20 protein-coding genes are annotated in these 20,469 nt (G+C 46.7%); 5 read left to right on the top strand and 15 right to left on the bottom strand.

Annotation, left to right across the window (positions count from 1 at the left end):
* Positions 1-164: 164 nt before the first annotated feature.
* The gene (locus tag KNO61_RS06705; protein ID WP_214872822.1) at positions 165-773 is read right to left on the bottom strand and encodes a hypothetical protein; all 609 of its coding nucleotides are present in this window, start codon (positions 771-773) and stop codon (positions 165-167) included.
* Positions 770-1,483: a DUF3800 domain-containing protein gene (locus tag KNO61_RS06710; protein ID WP_214872823.1), complete on the bottom strand. Its 714-nt coding sequence runs from the start codon at positions 1,481-1,483 to the stop codon at positions 770-772. Before KNO61_RS06710 ends, KNO61_RS06705 begins: the two co-directional genes overlap by 4 nt.
* 338 nt (positions 1,484-1,821) lie before the next feature.
* On the opposite strand from KNO61_RS06710, the gene KNO61_RS17480 reads away from it, so the two are divergent.
* Positions 1,822-2,001, top strand: coding sequence for a recombinase family protein (locus KNO61_RS17480; protein WP_371816593.1), 180 nt, complete (start codon positions 1,822-1,824; stop codon positions 1,999-2,001).
* A 113-nt stretch (positions 2,002-2,114) separates the two neighbouring features.
* A complete protein-coding gene (locus KNO61_RS06720; RefSeq protein ID WP_251030778.1) occupies positions 2,115-2,351 on the top strand; it encodes a hypothetical protein in 237 nt (78 codons plus the stop codon).
* A 242-nt stretch (positions 2,352-2,593) separates the two neighbouring features.
* On the opposite strand, the gene radC is transcribed toward KNO61_RS06720, so the two are convergent.
* The 11 genes from radC to KNO61_RS06775 form a co-directional block, all read right to left on the bottom strand.
* Entirely contained in the window at positions 2,594-3,223 is a 630-nt protein-coding gene (radC, locus tag KNO61_RS06725; RefSeq protein WP_015881143.1) for a RadC family protein, read from the bottom strand.
* 20 nt (positions 3,224-3,243) lie between these two features.
* A complete protein-coding gene (locus KNO61_RS06730; protein ID WP_214872825.1) occupies positions 3,244-3,828 on the bottom strand; it encodes a Maf family protein in 585 nt (194 codons plus the stop codon).
* A gap of 140 nt (positions 3,829-3,968) precedes the next feature.
* Positions 3,969-4,676, bottom strand: a complete 708-nt coding sequence (locus KNO61_RS06735; protein ID WP_074037502.1) for a hypothetical protein — start codon at positions 4,674-4,676, stop codon at positions 3,969-3,971.
* Positions 4,673-6,247, bottom strand: coding sequence for a pilus assembly protein PilM (gene pilM / locus KNO61_RS06740; RefSeq protein ID WP_214872827.1), 1,575 nt, complete (start codon positions 6,245-6,247; stop codon positions 4,673-4,675). The genes KNO61_RS06735 and pilM overlap by 4 nt, the downstream gene beginning before the upstream one ends.
* A gap of 12 nt (positions 6,248-6,259) precedes the next feature.
* Positions 6,260-7,012 (bottom strand): prepilin peptidase, encoded by a 753-nt coding sequence (locus KNO61_RS06745; protein ID WP_015881139.1) that lies wholly within the window; start codon positions 7,010-7,012, stop codon positions 6,260-6,262.
* A gap of 90 nt (positions 7,013-7,102) precedes the next feature.
* Positions 7,103-7,579 carry a prepilin-type N-terminal cleavage/methylation domain-containing protein gene (locus KNO61_RS06750; RefSeq protein ID WP_214872828.1) on the bottom strand — a complete coding sequence of 159 codons (477 nt, stop codon included), beginning with the start codon at positions 7,577-7,579 and terminating at the stop codon, positions 7,103-7,105.
* A gap of 141 nt (positions 7,580-7,720) precedes the next feature.
* Complete coding sequence (locus tag KNO61_RS06755) at positions 7,721-8,938, bottom strand: type II secretion system F family protein (protein ID WP_214872829.1); 1,218 nt, start codon at positions 8,936-8,938, stop codon at positions 7,721-7,723.
* Between the two features lie 6 nt (positions 8,939-8,944).
* Complete coding sequence (locus KNO61_RS06760) at positions 8,945-9,982, bottom strand: type IV pilus twitching motility protein PilT (protein WP_015881136.1); 1,038 nt, start codon at positions 9,980-9,982, stop codon at positions 8,945-8,947.
* Positions 9,975-11,645: a GspE/PulE family protein gene (locus KNO61_RS06765; protein ID WP_143404754.1), complete on the bottom strand. Its 1,671-nt coding sequence runs from the start codon at positions 11,643-11,645 to the stop codon at positions 9,975-9,977. Before KNO61_RS06765 ends, KNO61_RS06760 begins: the two co-directional genes overlap by 8 nt.
* Before the next feature lies 1 nt (position 11,646).
* On the bottom strand, positions 11,647-11,937 hold the full coding sequence (locus tag KNO61_RS06770) for a hypothetical protein (protein ID WP_078146549.1): 291 nt from the start codon (positions 11,935-11,937) through the stop codon (positions 11,647-11,649).
* A complete protein-coding gene (locus KNO61_RS06775) occupies positions 11,934-13,154 on the bottom strand; it encodes a G5 domain-containing protein (protein WP_214872830.1) in 1,221 nt (406 codons plus the stop codon). Before KNO61_RS06775 ends, KNO61_RS06770 begins: the two co-directional genes overlap by 4 nt.
* Before the next feature lie 157 nt (positions 13,155-13,311).
* Between KNO61_RS06775 and KNO61_RS06780 the strand changes: the two genes are divergently transcribed.
* Genes KNO61_RS06780 through KNO61_RS06790 form a run of 3 tightly spaced genes read left to right on the top strand, consistent with a single transcriptional unit; the run spans position 13,312 to position 15,944 of the window.
* Positions 13,312-13,767, top strand: coding sequence for a type IV pilus modification PilV family protein (locus KNO61_RS06780; RefSeq protein ID WP_047795513.1), 456 nt, complete (start codon positions 13,312-13,314; stop codon positions 13,765-13,767).
* Positions 13,715-14,278: a prepilin-type N-terminal cleavage/methylation domain-containing protein gene (locus KNO61_RS06785; protein WP_230872789.1), complete on the top strand. Its 564-nt coding sequence runs from the start codon at positions 13,715-13,717 to the stop codon at positions 14,276-14,278. Before KNO61_RS06780 ends, KNO61_RS06785 begins: the two co-directional genes overlap by 53 nt.
* Positions 14,279-14,294: 16 nt before the next feature.
* The gene (locus KNO61_RS06790; RefSeq protein WP_214872831.1) at positions 14,295-15,944 is read left to right on the top strand and encodes a hypothetical protein; all 1,650 of its coding nucleotides are present in this window, start codon (positions 14,295-14,297) and stop codon (positions 15,942-15,944) included.
* Between the two features lie 46 nt (positions 15,945-15,990).
* Here the strand turns inward: KNO61_RS06790 and KNO61_RS06795 are convergent, their stop codons facing one another.
* On the bottom strand, positions 15,991-16,632 hold the full coding sequence (locus KNO61_RS06795) for a hypothetical protein (RefSeq protein WP_214872832.1): 642 nt from the start codon (positions 16,630-16,632) through the stop codon (positions 15,991-15,993).
* Positions 16,633-16,657: 25 nt separating this feature from the next.
* The gene (locus KNO61_RS06800) at positions 16,658-20,419 is read right to left on the bottom strand and encodes a DUF5057 domain-containing protein (RefSeq protein WP_214872834.1); all 3,762 of its coding nucleotides are present in this window, start codon (positions 20,417-20,419) and stop codon (positions 16,658-16,660) included.
* Between the last annotated feature and the right edge of the window lie 50 nt (positions 20,420-20,469).

The following is a 20,469-nucleotide window of genomic DNA, read 5'->3' on the forward strand; positions in this document are numbered from 1 at the left end:
GCATATTTAACTTTACTTTAAAAAATTTTATTTATACCCATTTCCTATTATTTTAAACTGTTGACTTTATCCACAGAAATAATCTATATTTAAGGTGCTCATATACCAAGTTGTATAAGGAGACACCGCTCATCGAATATCGAAGGGCGGCCTTTTTTGTGAATTTAAAAAGGTGATTTCTTAAATTTAACATAATCTTTGTCAAACTGTTTAGCTGAGTCAACGTAAAATACAGGATATGCTGCAACAAGTATATAATTATCACTTTTCGAGTTAAAACGTAAAATGATAATGTAATCAACGTCAAGCTCATGATCTACAAAACGAATGAACTCTCTGGTCTCCCATTTGTTACTTCTTTTATTTTTAATTTTTTTCTTAAATTGCATAACCCTTGGATCACCAATATGACAAAGTGATAGAATAGGTTCTATAAAATTTATTCTATGGGCTCTGTAAGTACATAACTTCCTTTCTCCTAATCCTCCTTTTAAATCTACTTTAAAGGCCTCAGTATCACAGTTTGTGGGACATATTCTTTTTGATTCACATCTTGTACAAGGTAATACTTTAAATGTTTCACCTAGTCCAAGCGAGACCAAATGCCAAAATTCACTTTCTCTTCCTAGTATTAAATGTTCGTGTCTTAAAATGACTTTTTTCCCGTTAAAAATTAATCCTTTACTTTTTAAACTCCGAAAATATTCGTATATGCGGTCAAAATTTTGATGAAAATCAGTGCTTGAAACAGGAATAATTTCAAAATTACTCATTCCTTTACCACCGTTCCTCTCGGAGTCCAAACAAAACGATTAAATTTCTTCTCCTTAATTGATGTTGTTGTGATTAAAGAAGTAGAAATATAACTTTCGATATATGAGATGAGTTCTTGTTTAGCATCGCTAGTTTTCATTTTTCTAGATTTGTAACTACACGCGCCTATAAATAAATCGCACAACTGCAAAAGTTCACTTTCGTTCGACCTAATTTGTACCATATCCTTGATTTTATATGCGGAAGTAAAATAACGTGGATTATTTTTAATAATTTTATTTAATGTATTTAATTTTTCTCCGCCATGAGTATCCTTAATATCCAGAAAGAATCTATATTCATGTTTATCTTCCATTAACTTATTTAATAACAAATAATACATTTTATAAAACCAAGTATCATGATCGCTATCATTAAATTTTTCATGATCTAATTCTTTTTTTCCATTAGCAATTACAACCCTTAGATATAAATCCTCGTGTTGAAAAAAATAATCCACTAATTCCTTATACATTTCAATCTTACTTGGAGAAACTTTCACCCATTTAATTTCCGACCACGATGAGACTCCATGCTTAGACTTTATAGAACGAATATTAGAATAGTGCAGAGTTTTATTATCCTCTTGACATTGAATTGCTCCTAAAACCATTGAGTCAAACCCATCATTTTGAATATGACAGCTTTCATCACAAAAAACTAATTTCATAAGAAAACCCTCTCATTTAGATAATCATAATCCTAGTCTATATATTAAAATTAATTATTTTTACGTCATTAATTATTTATTATCGTTTATTAATAAAACAAGGGTACTACAAATTTACGATTAGTACAATTTAAGTTATCTATTACATTTAATAACCATTTTTCAATATGTTTTTCTCTTAATGTAACACCTATCATTTATACCTAATTCTTGAAAGCTAAATTCAAATGAGTAGTAAATTTTATATAATATATTAAAGGAGGTTTCGAGATGAGTGAAAACGAATATGACTCTATATTAGAGTTTCGACAGAAGAACAAGCTGTTGAAGGCTATTCTATTTCAGGTCAGCGTGAACGCTTAAAAGCATTTTGTGTCGCACAGAGTTGGGAAACGATTAAATTTTATGTGGATGAAGGAATCTCTGGACGTTACACAGAGCGCCTAGCACTAAAGAAAATGATGAAAGACATCGAGGATGGGTTAATTGATGTAATACTAGTTTATAGACTTGATTGACTTACTCGAAGTGTTCGTAATTTACACGACATTTTGGATTTTCTTGAGAAACACACAACTATCAATTCCGTTTAGCTACAGAAATGTATTACACCTCGACTGCTATGGGTCGCATGTTCATCACAATAGTAGCTGCCATTGCGGAATGGGAATCGGCAAACTTAGGCGAACGTGTACGACTTGAACAGATTGAAGACGCAAGACAAGGTGAATGGTCTGCTCCTTACGGCTTCGGAAAGAACAACCAAAAACGCCTGGAAATGTATCCAGACGAGATTGAGTCCATCAAACTAATAGTGCATAAGCTTAATCAGCGTCACAGCTTCAGCCCACTATTGATGTTTATGTAAAATACGTCCTTCAAGCCACGAAGATCATATAATTGGCAGATTTCATCTCTTCTAGACTAGTTTCATAAACATAATTTATTATGGCGGCTATACAATTGAACGATGAAGTCTATAAAGGCGCTTACGAAAGAATTATGACCAAAGCAGATTTTACGCAACTACAAAATCTCATCTTCAGAGAAAAACAAATTGTAGCACCAAATAAATAAAAAGCAGACATCACGATGCCTGCTCTCTACTCCTTATCCATTCATATATCCCCGCTGCTTCATGCTGACGTAATGGTCCTCCCCGATGATGACGTGGTCGAGACAGGCGATGCCGACGATATTGCCTGCTTCGACCAAGCGCTCGGACACCTCGATGTCTTCCCGACTCGGGGTGGCGTCCCCACTCGGATGATTGTGCACGGCGATAAAGCACGCCGCCGACAGCTTGAGCGCCTCACGAAACACATCGCGCGGGTGCACGATCGAGGAGTTGAGCCCTCCGACGAAGAGCGTCTTCCGAGCAATCAGTTGGTTCTTCGTATTCAAATACAGACAGACGAAATGTTCTTGATTCAACAGTCTCAATTCATCCCGCAACAACTCATAGGCGTCTTGCGGCGAACGAATCGTCGGCATACTCGCTTTCGGTTCCTCGACGTATCGAATCCCAATCGTGAACGCGGCGAGGAGTTGCTCTGCCTTCTTCTTCGTCATCCCTTCGATTTTGCACAAATCGTGAACGGACGCTTGTGACAGCGCCCGTAACGTCGGGTAGACGTCCGAGATACGACGAGCCGTCTCCATCGGGTCCGGTCCCCGTCCTCCGATTTGAAGCAATCTGGCGATGGCGGTCTCTACACTACGGTCAAGCACCATGGTCATTCCTTCACCTACTTTCAAGTTCACAGGAAGCGAGGCGTCACCCCATGCCGGTCGAGCGTCTTGACGAGCGGATGGATCGGCAATCCAACGACATTATAAAAATCCCCTTCGATTCCTTCGACGAAGAGACCACCCGATCCTTGAATCCCATACGCACCCGCCTTATCGTAGGGCTCTGTCGAATCCAAATAATCCGCTAGCCAGGTTTCAGGAATCTCAGCGAACGTCACACGCGTCGTCGTGACGAACAAATCTTGGGACTTACCGATGATGCTCACACCCGTCAGCACTTCATGGGTCGAACCGGATAATCGTTCAAGCATCCGTTTCGCATCCTCTCGGTCTGTCGGTTTCTCTAAAATGATGCCGTTCAAGACGACGACCGTGTCCGCGCCGATGACGATGGCATCACGGTGATGCCTTGCCACGTCCATCGCTTTCTCCCGGGCCAGACGAGCGACGTAATCACTCGGTATCTCCCGACCGTCCGTCCCTTCCGTCACGGTAGATGGGATGACCTCATGTTTGATTCCTGCTTTCGTCAATAGCTCGGTACGTCGCGGTGACATCGAGGCGAGAATGACACGCTTCTGTGTTGAATTCATTGTATCGACTCCTTCTCTTCTTCCAAAACGGCGTTCCTTCCCGTTTCGGTCTTCACTGTTGATTGTAGGCAACGTGCCTCCTAAACACAATTACCCGCGACGAAAAACACGCCCCTTCAATTACGAAGGGACGTGCCGACTTATGGTGTCGTATAGTCGTATACCGGGATATCCTTTTGCTCAAACGCCGGTTCCGGAATGTATCGGTCTGGAACGAGTTGGTCGAGGTCCGGACGATAGAAGGCATCAAGCTCGACTGTAAACTCGAGCGACTGCACTTCTTCGACCGTATTCGGTCCCGTCTCGGCAGGTCCGGTAAATTGAACCGTCCGTAACACGTGAATCCGATTCATCGACTCGATCGACTCCAAGAAGGAGACGAGCGCTTCATACGTCTCTGCTTGCAAGTTGACCGTTGAACGGACCGTAGAAGCGTTGACAGGTGCAACGTCCGTTGGTTCAGCCGGTTCATTCGTCGCACTCACATCAGCCGGATTGAACGGCTCGACCGTTTCCGGCACTTCTGACTCAGCCACAACGCCATCCGCAAATGCGATACTTGTCACATTGACACCCGCAAGAAGACTTGCCTGCGACAACGCCTCAACGACCGTGTCGAGGGCAGGAACTGTTGGAACCCGTGTCTGAAGCGTCTGAGAGTCAGCTACATCAACGGCTTTTCCTTCTTGGCGCAATAACTCCAGTTTTGTTTGTTCGAGCGAGAGGTCACGTTCAAGCGCTTCGACCTCTCCTTGTTTGACGTAATACGTATAGCCAAAGTAAGCCGGTGCGATGATTGCGGCAAGGAGGCAAATCGCAAATAACGCATAGATTGTCGAACGTTTCATTGACTCACCACCTCCTCATCCGTGTCCTCTTCCTCTGTCAACTCGTCCTCAACGTCTTGGAACATGAACGTGAACTCTCCGATATAGCGTGGGAGCGGCTCTTCTTCACGTGAGTTTTCCTCCTCTTCTTCTGCATCCACATCCGCTTTCAACTCCGTCGTCACACCGAGGAGTTTGACGTCGAGGAACCGCTCATCGGTCATGAGCGAGCGCTGGAATGCGTTCAAGTCCTCTAACGTCTCGAATTGAGTTCGGACGCTCATGATGGAACCATCCGCGTAGTTATACGTCAAGACGTAGCCAGTAGGAGGCAACTGCTCAGTCAACGCGCGCAGTGCCGGCACCGCATCCTTTTCCATGTCGGTCAACGCCGTCACGGTCTGGTCGAGCGAGAGCACTTGTTGCGCTTTCGAATTCACTTGTTCCGTTTGATAAATTTGGACGAGCTGTAACTCTTCTTCGATTCGCGTCTGTTCTGCCTCAAGTTGGCCGACCTCATAGTACAAGTATCCGGCTGCCCCTCCTCCAAGGAGAAGGGCAACAAGACCCGTCACGATTGGCCAGCGGAGAGTCACGTCTGTCGAGTTGATGAAGTTCGTGTCACGATCGCGCTGAAGCGTCGCCATCCCGAGGAGTGGCAACATTTGATGCGCTAGCGGTGTCCCGTGAGCGATGGCGAGCGGTTGCTCGACACGCGTCACCGAGACGAGGGACTCAGCCTGAATCATACGGACGAGGTCATCGACTTCCGGAACAGTTCCCGAGACGTATAACTCATCGATGGCCCGACCGTCCGTCCGCAGAGAATACCGATAGAAGTCGAGGAAACGAGAGAGTTCGTTCAACCAGTCATCCAACTGATTAGCCTTCATCTCGTCTGTCCCATCATATGTATAGGTCACGACACCATCTTTCGTCCCGACTTGATACGGGAGGTCCAGTTCGATCGAGCGGATGAAACGGATCTGCCCTTCCTCAAGGACGAGTAATTGATGTGAAAACGGCGTGATATGCCAGAGTAGCGTCGACTGAAGCGGATCAATCTCCGATAAACGCATGACCCCATTGGCGACCGCGACAGAACGTGGCGTGATTTTCTTCAACGCGAGACCACGTTTTTTCATGTACGCACGGAGCGACTTCGTCAATTCAATCGAAACGGCATGCAACATGACGTCCGTCTTGACTCCGTCTTCTCCTAACACTTCGTAGTCGAACGACACATCATCGAATGGCAAGATGATCGAGCTCCCGATCTCCATGAAGAGATAGCCACGAATCTCGTCCTTCGGAATCGAAGAAGGAATCTCGACTTTTCGTGACAACACTTCAGTCTCGTCCAATGCGATTGCACACGTCATTCCACGTCTTACTTTCAATTTGCGACAGAGCTCATCGAAAGCGAGACTGAACGACGTCTCATCGAGAATCTTCCCTTCTCCGTATGCATCTTTTGCTAACTGAACCGAGGCGCTTCGTTTGAACACCCCTTGTTTGATGACGGCCCCGTGGATGCTGAGCGCATCAAACGAAAAATACGCGACCGTCCCTTTCTCTATCCCACGACTCATGATCGTTTCCCCCTACATCAACTCAAAATACCAATCAAAAAAACTTTCACTAAACCAAAACGTCAACATCGTCCCGAGCGCAATCGACGGGACGAACGGAATCGGCTGCTTTCGCCCGATTTTCTTTGTCATCATCAACCCGATCCCGACGATCGCCCCAATCAAACTCGATAGAAACAAGGCGACGAGCACGTCACGCGGACCGAGCACAAGACCAATCATAGTAAACAATTTGACGTCCCCTGCCCCAAGTCCCCCTTTTGACACGAAAAAGACGGTCGCGAGGAGCGAAAATCCGAGCAACGCCCCCACAAGCGGGTTCCACCAGGATGCCCCTGTGAGATAGGTGAGGAGAAGTAATACCGGTGCCGTGAATTTCAAAATGACATTCGGCACGAGCATCGTCGATAAATCAGACATCGCCAAAGCGAGTAAGGTCGACAAGAAAGCGAACGCGAGTAGCGTCGTCACACTGAATCCGTAGAGTGAAAAGCTATAACCATATCCAATGGCTCCAAGTAATTCAAAAATCGGATACGTCGGCGCGATCCGCTCGCCACACCCGTGACATCTGCCTCTTAAGGCGAGATAGCCGAAAATCGGGATGAGTTCCCACGGTGACAATTCGTGACCGCAAGACGGACAATGTGACCGCGGCGTCACGATCGATTGCTGACGTGGCACGCGGAGCCCGACGACGTTGGTGAACGATGTGATGACCGCCCCGAGGACGATGCTATATAGGAATCCAATCGATTCAATCAAGGAAGGACCCTCCTTTTGTCAGTATATGCCAAAAACAGAAAACCGGCTAGGCTGAGCGAGTGCCCAGCGCCAGCCGGAGTGAAAACTAAATTAGTCAACTGAGCCTTTATTTAAAGCACTCGCATCATCAGGTGCAGCAGCAGTTCCGATGTCATTTTCTCCATCCAACCATACTTTATAAGTGTATTTAGTACCTGTTTTTGTAACATAAACAACACCATTAGCATAAGTCGAAGTCGAAGTCGAACCGAATGGATCTTTCATCGTATCAATCATATTTGAAGCATCTACTTCCGAACCAGTTTTCTCACCAACGAAACGAATAGCTGTTCCTGTAGCAACGTCATTCGAAGCAACATACAACTTCGCCGCACTGACCATTTGCTTCGCATCGGCGACCATTGCATCTTTCTTCGAGTTCTCGATGATCCCACCAATCGCAACGACTGCGATGGCTGCGATAATCCCTAAAATAACGACGACGACGAGTAACTCGACGAGTGTAAGTCCACGCTCATCTTTTAACTGTTTGGCATCTTGCCAAATCATTTTCAACTTCTCTACCATAATTCATTCTCCCCTTTTACGTAATGTGCTGTGTGTAAACTAGATAAATTACTTTAGACCTAATATAGAAGTAGAACAATTTTACTATACCTTCTAAATATAGTATTGAAAAGGTATATTTTCAAAAGCTTGCATATTGCTTTACTGATTCTGAATATCACCATAGATTTGGAACATCGGGACGACAATCGAGATGACGATGACCCCGACGACGCTTGCCAATACGACGATGAGAAGCGGCTCGATAATCGACTTCAATCGGTCCGTAGTCGTTTCGACTTCCGTCTCATAAAACTCTGCAACTTCGTTCAACATCGAATCCAAATCACCACTCTCTTCCCCGACGGCAATCATCTGTGTCATGAGCGCCGGGAAGTTCGCATTTCGCATGAGCGGCTCGTGAAGTGGTACACCTTGCGCCATCATCTCACGCGCTTCGGTCAACCCTTTCCGGATGACACGGTTTGATACGATTCGCTCGGTGATTTCAATCGCCGTCAAAATCGGGACGGCCGCTTGTAGAAGGACCGCTAAACTTCGCGTCAGCAATGCAATCTGAGATTTCATCACAATCGTTCCGAAAATCGGCATCTTCAATAGCAAGCCATCAATGACGAACCGTTCCCGGTCCCGTTTCAACATCCAGGTGAATACAACCACCCCGAGTATGGCGATGGCGAGTAAGAGCCACCAGAACGCCGCGATGAAATCAGAGACGGCAACGACAATTCGCGTGATGAGCGGAAGCTCACCGCCGAGTTGACCAAAGATGCTCGCGAATGTCGGGACGACGTTCACCATTAAAAAGGCGACAACGCCGATTGCGACGATGGAGACGACCAACGGATACGTGAGGGCAGAAATAACCTTCCGCTTCACATCATATTGCTTTTGGAGTTGGAGCCCGATTTGATCGAGCGCCTCCTCCAAGTTCCCACTCGTCTCCCCGGCAAGTGCCATCGAACTAAAGAAGTTCGAGAAGACGCGTGGGTGTTTTTTGATCGCCTCGGAATAGGCAATCCCTTCCTTCAAATCATCCTCGACTTGACTCAATGCTTTCTTTAATACGTTTGATTCGGTCTGAACCCGTAAGATTGAGGTCGCACGAACAATCGGGACACCCGCCCGGATGAGCGTTGCGAACTGACGGACGTACATGATCAAGTGCTCGATTTTTACCCGTTCCGGAAGCAGATTCACTTCCATGTTCAGTCCGGTCGACTCGAGCTCGGCCAAGTCCGTTACGAGAATCGACTCTTGACGCAACTTCTCTTTCGCTTCCCGAAGCGAGACGGCCGTGATGCGACCTTTCTTACGCTTCCCGTTCAGGAGCTTTCCTTCATACTGAAATATCGCCATCACTCATCACCTCATCTCTTCTGTCGGGACGGCGTTAGGATTGATGATCCCTTGCCGAACGAGTTGTTCGATGGCGGCATCCATCGACTGCATCCCGTGCTGGCGACTCGTCTGGATGACGGTCGGCAACTGGAACTCTTTTTCATTTCGAATCAAGTTGGCAACAGCCGGATTCCCCAACATGATTTCCATGGCGGCGACGCGTCCTTTCGGCACATCAATCCGTGGAAATAACCGTTGACTCACGACACCGAGTAAGACGTTGGCGAGTTGTGTCCGGATTTGGTCCTGTTGCTCAGCTGGGAACGCGTCGATGATTCGACTCACCGTCGACATCGCACTCGATGTATGGAGCGTTGCCATGACGAGGTGACCCGTCTCTGCGGCGGTCATCGCCGTCGAGATGGTCTCCAAGTCACGCATCTCCCCAAGCAAAATGACGTCAGGGTCTTGCCGTAAGGCGGCCCTTAGACCACTCACAAATTTCATCACGTCAGAGCCGATTTCCCGTTGGTCGACAATACTCTGGTCGTGGGAATGTAAATACTCGATTGGATCTTCTAGCGTGATGATTCGTTTTCGCTGCGTCCGATTGATTTCATGAATCATCGCCGCGAGCGTCGTCGATTTCCCTGAACCCGTCGGACCCGTGACCAAGATGAGACCATGTGGTTTTTCAATCAAACGCTTCAACACAGTCGGCAGATTGAGTTCATTCAACGTCGGGATTTCCCCGGAAATGGATCGGAATGCGATGGCAATCGTGCCTCGTTGATAGTAGGCGTTGACCCGAAAACGGGAAACACGTGGGACACCGAACGAGAAATCGAGATCCCGATCATGCTCGAGACGTTCGCGCATATCATCGGTCATAATTTCTTTTAAATATCCTTCAAGATGGTGGGGTAATACCTTCTCCTCGCCCATCGTAATGAGACTCCCATCTACTCGAATAATCGGTGGGGAACCGGCTGTCAGGTGAATGTCCGAGGCACGTTTCTCGACCGCATTCGTCAAAATGGTTTCAATCGATTGATTAATCATAAGCATTCTCCGTAATGACCGTTCGTAATATTTCTTCAGTCGTCGTCAGACCGGCGGCGACCTTTTCTAACCCGTCCGCAAGCAGGAATGTCGCTCCTTGCGACTTCGCATAGTCGACCATCTCAGACTCGGTCGCCTGGTTCATGATCATCCGGCGCAAGCCTTCATCGATTGGGACGACTTCGTGAATGGCGAGGCGCCCACGATACCCTGTGAAGTTGCATGACGAGCATCCTTTTCCCCGAACGATGTGGTCGATGTGTACACCTTCAGCGTCGAACAGGCTACGTTCACTCTTCGATACCGGTTCGACTTGACCACAGTCACGACAGACGCGTCGAACGAGTCGTTGTGCCACGAGTCCCGTCGTCGAAGCGGCGACAAGGAACGGCTCGACCCCCATATCGACGAGACGGGTGATGGAGCTGATCGCTGAATTCGTATGTAGCGTTGACAAAACAAGGTGACCCGTGAGCGAGGCACGAATGGCAATCTCAGCCGTCTCCGTGTCCCGAATCTCTCCGACCATGACGATGTTCGGGTCTTGACGTAAAATTGAACGAAGCCCTGACGCGAACGTCAAGCCGACTTTCGAGTTGACCTGAACCTGGTTGATGCCGTCAAGTTGATACTCGACTGGGTCTTCTACCGTAATGATGTTTTTCGTCTCATCATTCAGTTCTTTCAACGAAGCGTACAATGTCGACGACTTCCCTGAACCGGTCGGACCGGTGATCAAGATAATTCCGTTCGGACGTTTCAGCATGTCACGGTACGCCTGTTCGTTTCGCTCGCCGAATCCGAGTTTCGTCAAATCGGTCAGTCCTTGAGATGAGTCGAGGACCCGAATAACGATTTTCTCTCCATACATCGTCGGGAGCGTCGAGACGCGGAAATCATAGGCGCGATTGCGCAATGTGTACTTGATTCGCCCATCTTGTGGTAGGCGACTTTCTGTGATGTCGAGGTTACTCATGACTTTGAGACGCGTCAGCATGACGCTTTGAATCTTCTTCGGATAGACCGTCTCGGTACGCAAGTCCCCATCAATCCGAAAACGGACGTGGAGCTGTTTCTCATGCGGATCGAAATGGATGTCCGAAGCGCGTTGGTCGATGGCACTTAAGAACAACTGGTTCACGAGTCGAATAATCGGTGCATCGTCTCGACTGATTGTTTCCTGTCGCTCGATCTCCGGGGCATCCTCTTTCAAAATTTCGACGAGCGAATGGTCCATCTCATAGTATCGACTGATCGTCTTTCGAATCTGTTCTCTCGTCGCGATGCCGATTTCGATGTTCATCCCGGTCTGAAGACGGACGTCATCGATGGCAATGAGATCGAGTGGGTCGGCTGTTGCGACATGAAGCGTATTCCCGTTCAATTCAAATGGCATGATATCGTGCTTTTGTGCCAATGCTTTCGGTACGAGCTTCGTGACCGTCACATTGATGTCATAGGAGTACAACTCAATGATCGGCACATGCAACTGTTCGTGAATCATTTGAATCAACTGTGTCTCGGTAATATGGTTTAGTCGAATTAAGGCGTCCCCTAGTTTTTCTCCGGGACGCTTCTGTTCAAGCGCTTCATCGAGCTGATTCGTCGTAATAAGCGCAGCCTCGATCAGCATCTCACCTAATCTTCGTTTCGTTCGTCTCACGTTACTTCACCATCCTTTGAGGAGCCTCCTCCTGCTCGGCCTTGTCATTCCGTTCTTCGACAAAGACGCTCGCAGCCACCCCTCCAATCAACAATACAACGAGAACCAACCATGCCCACCATGTTTGTACGAGTGATTCCTCTACCATCACGTAGACGCCGCTAGATAAGAGTGCCGTCCATAGACTGATGACAAGTTTCGTTTCACGTTTTCGCATCATCGGAACGGATAAGGCGAACAGCGTCAATGTGGCGAGTACCCAAAAGCCGAGTAAAATCAAATAGCCAATCATCCGACTGCCTCCTCTTCTGCAGGTTCTTCTTCTAATACTGGCGGTTCTGCCTCAAACGGGTCGTCGTTCGAATCATTCGGGAACGGGTCTTCTTCTTCCTCGTCCTCATCCGGGAATGTCGGAATGACCGGTTCGACCGGATCTGGTGGCGGAAGCGGCACGGAACTCTTCGTCACGATTTCCGGTGTTGGGGCATAAAAATCAAACCCGAGTAATTCCATCGTCTCTCCTTCTTCAGTCACTGTGACCCGGTAGAGCTTACCTGACTGTCCATCTTGACCTGACTGGGTGACCGATGAACTGCCAGATGGGAGCGATGATGAGAAACGGACGACTTTTTGATGCGGTACCGTCTTCACTTCTTCCACTCTCGCCTCGAAAGCGGCGTCAAACGGTTGCCCGAGCAATTGGACCGTCACAGAACCCCCTTCATTCAAGACGAGGATGGCGTACGATGTGTCTTCTCGGTTTTGAACAGCAAAGTTTGAGCGCTCATCGACTTTCGTGTCATAGCCTAGTTCCACCCCGGAAGGAAGTGTTTCATGCGGTACACGTTCAAGAATGGCGAACGGTGTCGCCGCAAACATGCGGTAGAATGAAGACCCGAGTGTCGTGAGCGCTTCGAAATCTTCTCCGAACGATTTAAGACTGAAGATATCTCCCGCCGCCATCTCGAATCCGTTCATCCGATCAAGTGCTGACTGCATGGCTGGTGTCGGGCTCACGGTGAACGAGGCGACGACCTCGCTTTCCGCCGCGACTTGCTCTAATGTCACAGATGACTCCAACATCGATGCGGCATCCATCAACGCCGGGGCAATCATCGTCAGCGTGACGGGTTGACCTTCGAGATAAGGCTCGACTTTCGTTTCATCTACGGATGTCAACAGCGGATAGTCACCTGTATCTTTAATGGAGTCTAACGTATTCGATACATCGAACGTCACGACTTCTTTTCCAATCTCCATGACCGTCCCATCCATCAAATTGATTGAAAAGGGTGTCGTATTAAAATCTTTAATCGCATTATCGAGACGAACGTCCGCTTCTTCTTTCGTCATCCCTGATACGTCGACACCTGCGACCGTCGTATCTTTTTTGTATGTAGCACTCGACTCAGCAGACGCATCTAAGTAATTGACGAGTCCAATCGTCGGTAATGTCACGAGTACGACGAGTCCAATCAAAATGATAAGATGCATCCCATACCGCTTCATGTAAAATCCCCCCGTGTCTAATCCGACTTCTATTCTATATATCCGTTCAGCGTATAACTTTAGTATAATATGTATTGTACAAAAAATAACATTTAATTCAGTATTGCATACGTTATTTTCCGATTGTTTTACTTTTTTTGAATAGGAGGTCAATGTCTTGTCGCATTCCGAAAAAGGTTTTACGCTCGTCGAAGTGCTCGTCTCCATCGTTGTTCTTTCAATTGTCTCATTCTCTTTACTTTCGATTTTCAGCCAAAGTTTGAAGACGACACACGACAGCCTCAATCAAACGATTGCGAACCAAGTGGCGCAAAACACGTTACATACTTTAAATCGACGGGCCGCGTCCGTTGATGAACCGCTCGAACTGCGTCAATTGTTGAATCGGGACGGGATCAGCTCGACGTGCGACTTCTGCGAAGATACCCGAATCCATGGGGATACGTATATCGCAACCATTCAATCGCTGTCCACTTCACCCGGACATACCATTGAAGTTGAAATTTCGGTGACGACCGACCGTTTGCAAACGCCCGTCACCTTGAAAGGAGTCATTTCGAATGCGACATTGCGCGAACCGTTCCCTGAAACGGCTGTCCCGACAACTGACTGAGATGGAGAAACGTGAAGACGGCTTCACGCTCGTCGAGTTGCTCGTCACAGTCGTCGTCGCTTCGATTTTAAGTGGCGTCATCATTACGGCCTTTATCACTGGAACGCTCGGTTTTCAAATGACGAACGAGACGAGTGACCTTCGAAGCGAGGCCGACTATTTGATTGCCTCCGTGCTCTCTGACGTGAACCGGACCGAATTCGACGCCGTGACGGAAGTGGACGGCTCGTTTCAATTTTATCGATTGTCCGCTCCAGACATATCGGAAGCCGGAATGATTTACCGGGAGGCGGGATACGTCCCGACCGACTTGGTTCTCTCAGAGGATTCGTTTACGCCTTCTAATCCACAAATCACAGTCGAACGGATGACCATCCAGTTAAAAGATCCCGTGTTCGATCCGAGACGCCCGACTTACATGACCGGTGGACTCATCGAAATCGAGATGGATTTGACTCAGTCGAACGATCCCGATTCTGTTACGACATTTGAAAGCTCCATCCCATTCTAAGAAAGGAGGCATCCTGATGCGAAAACGTGAAGACGGATATGTTCTCGTGCTTGTTCTCGTGACGATGGCAGCCCTCGCTGTTCTGTCACTTGCGGCCATGCAAGTCAACTTGGCGACGAATAAATTGACCGTTATCCGTACAGAAGATACTCAACTGAATGAAGATGCGAAAAGCGCACTTCGCCTCATCGCCGATGAGGTTCGGACCCAGTTCCCGCTCCATGGAGAAGCGGAAGTCCCGACCCATATGGAGTCGGAAGTGGCATTTCAAACTGCAGTACAATCGCTACTTGTCAGTGACGAGCCGTTTACGGATTTGACGACAGACAGCGAGGTCCGCTATTCCATTGATTTGAAGAAAGATGCGATGGATACGACGATTCAAACGGCACCGTTCACGACGATTCTCCAAGTGAACGTTACGGCATCGCGACAAGTGAATCCGGAACAACCGGAGCTTACCGTTGAATACACACAAGATTTATATTTGACGGCTCTCCCTTCCTTTTTATACTACGTCCTCGGGTCCGACCAACAGTTAGACGTAAACGGCATGCCGACGATTCAAGGAAATATCTATTCAGGTGGTCCCCTCGCTTTCATGCGCCAAGCGAACTTCCAATTGGATGGTGTGGCGAAGCAAATTGAAAATGTCGATTCCAGTCGCCTTCACTTGAATGGCCGAATCGATTTAGTCGAATTGAGCGATTGCTTGAGTTGCCAGCAAGAGAACTACTTTACAGTAGGTACGGAACAAGCTGGCGAAAAGGCGGACGCCGGGGTGTCCCCGAGTCGCTTTTCTCCATTCCAATACGACTACTCAATCATCGAATTTTTAAATCGACGACTCGACACACCGCTCGCCTACACCAATAACGTCGACTCAAAAATCTTTGGAGAAGGTCTGATTCGCTCGACCGATCAAGTATTCGAACTCAAGAGGGTTTTATCGGAAGATGGGACCTCGATTATCGAACGCCCGACTTCGTACTTACGGGCGGATGCTTATAACGCACTCACCGACCCGACCATCGTGACATTACCGGATGCCATTTCCGACCGTGCCATGTATGTCACGGAATCCATCACCGAGTCGAATGCCCCGCTCCTTTTTGACGGCGACGTCGTCATTGAATCCCTTGAGAAGCTGACGATTGCACGGCCCCTGATCGTACGTGGTGACTTGACTATTAAAGGGAACGTCTCCTTCAGTTCGACGGTCTACACGCTCGGCGATACGTTCATCGACCGAGCCAATATTCTTCCGATTGATGCAGACAAAGGGAACTCGCTCATTCTGTTATCTAAAGGAAAGATCCTGTTAAACCGAATCAACGAGTTTGACGACACACCGACGACGCTCCAGGCATTCATGTATAGTGACTCGAACGAACCGACCTATGTGTATGCGGTCGGATCCATTCTCGAAGTCAACGGAGGTCTGTATAGTAAGGGACCACTTGAAGTGAACGTCTTCAGAGGGGAATTTACTGGGGGCAACGGCTTAAGTCCAGCTGAGAACTTCGACCGTCAAGTTCCAGCTCACGAGGCCGAAAAGTCTCGATTGAAACTGACTTATAACGATTCCGTGTTCAATCAATTGGAAACACTCCCTGTCACGAATCAACTGCAATTCTTCGTCAGTCACCCTGTTCAATTGAAATGAATTCAAAAAATCGGCTTCCTCTCTGATTGAGAAGAAGCCGTTTTTTTTAGTTCCCCATCTTTAGAATGAGGTCCGAGTTGTAGTCTTTGGCCGTCTGTTCCATTTCCTTTGTCCATTGCGCGCCGTTGTCGAGAAGCAGTTGCGTTAACTCGACTTGATTGTGACGAACAGGCTGCAATAACACCGATTCGGCATCTTGAATCGTATAGCCTTGCCCGAGGAGTTCTTTGACCGCATCGAGATTCAACGAGTCGACCGCAATCCCAAGGAGTCGATCGTCTTCAACGTAACGCATCGCCAGCTTCCATTGATCCGGACTGCCGTTCGCACTGAACAATGGTGTGATGACGGGCATCCCTTCCACTTCTTCAAATGGGTCAAGTCCTTGTTCGAAGTATGCTTCAATCACGTCTAGAGGTGCGAGCGTCACTGCTGTGGCGAATTGCTCGGCTTTCGGCACAACTTTTTTGTCTTCTAGAACAAGTCGGACGGCCTCCCATTCTTCCCTTGCCTGTAAATCTGTCAATTCTTCTTCTGTCACCGAAGAGCGTTGACTCACTTCTTTCACTAACTCGTCACCGGATAACTGCGAGAGCTCGGGTTGGGATTGACTCCAGTACAGGAGCCCTCCCAATCCGATGACGAGAATCAATCCGGTGATGCCAATCATTATTCGCTTGCGATTCATCATTCGCCAACTTTCTGCCATTCACTTAATAACGGTCATCATCCTGTCCCGAGGCATTCGTTTGGATGATGCGTACATAAAACGTATCCTTCACGGCTTCAAACGGTTTTCCAGCCGGAAGCGTCGTGTAGACTTCCACTTTCGCCACACCAGGTTTCACTGGAATCAACTCTTTTCCTGATCCACTCACTTGAACATATTCTTCGCCGGATACAATCTCCATGCGATAGTCACGCCAAGTCGAAGTCGTAGGCCAGTACTCAAGAAGAGGTAGTCGTGGTGCCGTCCCTTCACCAATATTGATTGTCATGTCTTTTGACATCAATTGGTTCGGGTATTCGTTGACACGGACAATCGACGTGTTCGAACGAATGTTTCGTAACGCATTGTCATCGAATGTCGTCTGAATTGGAATGTCAGTCACGACACCATTATTTCCGTAACCATGGTTGGCACGTAATTCATATCCTGTCGCACTTTGTGTCACCGTCAGAGCAGATGGGATGGACCCGATTCGTTCAAACGGAATGGATACGGTTGGTGTTGAGGTCACTTGAATCGAGGCGACTTCGTTCACGCGTTTTTCTTCATCCAAACTATCCCATACCCAAAGGTCGAGTTGGCTCGGCGTTTGGCTCAAGGATGGTGCCTTGACTTGGATGGTAAAGTCGGTGCTCGGAGTAGCGATATTCAAGCCACCGAAGAGGTCACCGACATCCACAGTCGCCTTAAACTGAGTCGTACCCGGTTTCAGTCCAATGATGTTCAAGTTGTTGCCAACTTGTTCAAACTTCACACTATCCCCAGATTCGACGACATAGCGAACCGACTTGTATTGAGCCGTTTCGGGCATGACTTTTGGTGTGACCGTAGTCGTTTGACCGACATATAGCTCTGTCGACGGGATGGCGAGTTGCTCAGGCGGACTGATGACATTGACTTTCGACTCAGCTACGACAAGAGGTTTCTTATCGCCCGGATCGATTGTCAATCGCAATTTCGCAGTTCCTGTTTTCAAACCGGTCACAATCGCATTGTTTCCTTGGGTGACGAGTTTCGCAACACCGTTCGCATCAACGATTTCCCACTTCAAGCTTTTCCATTTCGGGTTCGTAAAGTTGTTGCCTTTCGCATCCGTGATGGTCGGACTCACAATTTGCTGTGCCCCGATTTGTAACGTGACGTCAGGAATCTTCGCTTCGTACGCGTACGGCGCCCCGATATTGATCAGCAAGTCTGGGAATGACGATTGAACCTCTAGTTCCTTATCCCAGTCATTATGCTTATCTAAAATGTGATCACGCTTCTTCGAATACTCAATCAACGTCGTTAATTGGTTATCCGCTTTTTTCAATTGGATGAGTGAAGCAGAAGGCTCGATGGCTCGAACGACTACTTCAAACTTCACGGTTCGATTTCCACTATCGTTCGGGAGGAAAATGTTCGTGTTCCCGTTTCGTTCGTAGTACAAGTCTGGTTTCAGCTGTAACTTGATTTCATTCGGGTTGGTGACAGGATATTCATTTCCATTCGCATCACGAATCGCCACCACTTCGAGTTGGCTTGGTAGTTTTTCTGTGAAGGTCGTTAAATCCACTCGTAAAAACTTATCGCCCAACTGATTCGGTAATCGGTCGAAACGTTCCGGATATTGAATTTGATAGTGAATCGTTCCCGTTTCGTATAAGTTGATCGTCGACGGGTCAATCGACCGGGACACTTGAATCAAGTCGGAAACATTCTCCGCACGTTTGACGTTGATGGTGAACGTATCACTCACCTTCGCATTCCGTTGATCGGACGTCTCGATCTTCACTTCAATCGGTCGGTCTGCGACAACATCCGCTGCCGGAATCGTAAACTCTTTGACTTCGTAGTTACGTAAGTTTTCGAATGCGACCTGTTTGCCGTTATATGTGATGGTTGAATTGAGGAACAAGTCTTGGAAATCATAGTCGCTCGGTCGCCACATCAATTTAACGTCTTGTCCAGCAGTCACTTCAACAGTCCCGGCTTTTAAATCAGCAGAGGTATAGGACTGGTTTGAATCACTGACGGACTCAATCACGTTGTAAGGTTTATGATTCGCCCCGATAAAGGCGCGATACATCGTATTGATGAAGATTTTTTTCTCATCTTCTACTGAGAACTTGTTCGTGTGCCCTGCACCGGAGTAGGTGAAGTTGTTTTTTGTATACGTGTAGTAATGGTTGCTTGCATCTCCGTAAGAACGCTTATTGTTATTATTACTATTGTCAGCAGATAAGTTATACCAAGGTGTCACTTCAGGGTCATTCAAATCAAGCGTAAAGTATTGGTTGTGTGTTGTAGAAATAGCTTTTGGCGCATCATCTAACACATATGGGTAGGAAGTAAAAATTCCGTCCTGCACCTTTTCAATCACTTTCGTTGGCTGTGGTGCACCATATCCTATATTTGTATAAATTCGTTGCCCTGAAATATTTTGTGCGGAATCTGCATTGACAAATTGACGTTCCCATTCTGAAGTGGCCGAGTTCCCACCACCAGATCTAAATATCGTGTCATGAGTCAACATAACGCCTTGTCCTGTTTCTGAAAACGATTTGACTTTAGACGTTGCAGCAACATTCATGCTACCTTGTGTGTTATATGAATCCTGAAATCCAAAAATCAGCATATCATATGTGTTGTTATTCAATCCTTGATCAAATTTCCCTGATTGAAATTCACTAGTCGTACCATTGTTTAATGTAAATTGATATTGACCATTCCCGTCTGTCAACATATTTGATAAGTGGTCAGATATTTTACCATTACTCGTTGTTCCCGCAGTTAATTGTAAAATATTCGCTTCTACTTTTTGATCGATATAGAGAAACGTTCCTTTTTTATAATCTTTACGTCCCGTGACTGTATCTTTAGCAACAATCATCCAATTTTTCGGACCGGTATACGTAGGTCGAGACAAGAAAAACTCGAGTTGAGTCGTTGAGCTTGCAATCACTTCTCTCACTTTATCTTCAGCATCAAAGCGATCATTATGATTAAAATCAATATACAATTCGACAATCGTACTTGAAGTTGGTGGATTTACAAACTGATAGTTAAATTGGAAAGGTTTTCGGTCATTGTTTTTAATCTGTACCGTTTGATTTACAAGTGGCTGTCGATTATATGTCACTTCTACATTCGATAATAACGGGCGAATGCTCTTAAGATTAATCAACTGATTAATGATTGCCTGATCAGTTTCAAATTGTTTCACATTCGTGAATTCTTTTAGTGTAGATAATTGTTTCACGTTTTTACTACCAAGCGTGACGTCTTTATGAAAATATACTGGCAATCCAGTTTTCACATAAAAATCTGTAATTTCACCTAACTTTAAATCGGTTAAATCATTTAAAATTTTTGTGGTATCGTGCTCTGCACTTCGATTTGATGTCGATTTGATTTTATTCACGTCATCAAGCGCTTCTTGATATTTCTTTTCAAGAGGACTGCTTCCCAACACAATCGCATCGTAAGCCCCATCCATTGGGAAACGAGTCGCATTGAATTGCTTGACCGTCATAAAGTCAATCTCAAGCTTGTTCAAGCTGTTTAAATCACTTACGAGTGTCTTTTTATATGATTCAATCGCCGTATCTAAAGCCTTTTGAGTCAATACATTGCTTGCTGTATACGCATCTCTTAAATACAATACTTTATATTTCGGTAATTCTTGTGCCTCTACGAACTTACTTTGAGGGACGAACGAAAGTAGTAAAATGAAGATTATGGCCACATGCATGAGTTTACGCAATGTATAGTCCTCCCTATTTTTAGTCTTCACTACTAATTATCCCACCCACT

The organism is Exiguobacterium sp. s140 (assembly GCF_018617035.1).
Classification (GTDB): Bacteria; Bacillota; Bacilli; order Exiguobacteriales; family Exiguobacteriaceae; genus Exiguobacterium; species Exiguobacterium profundum.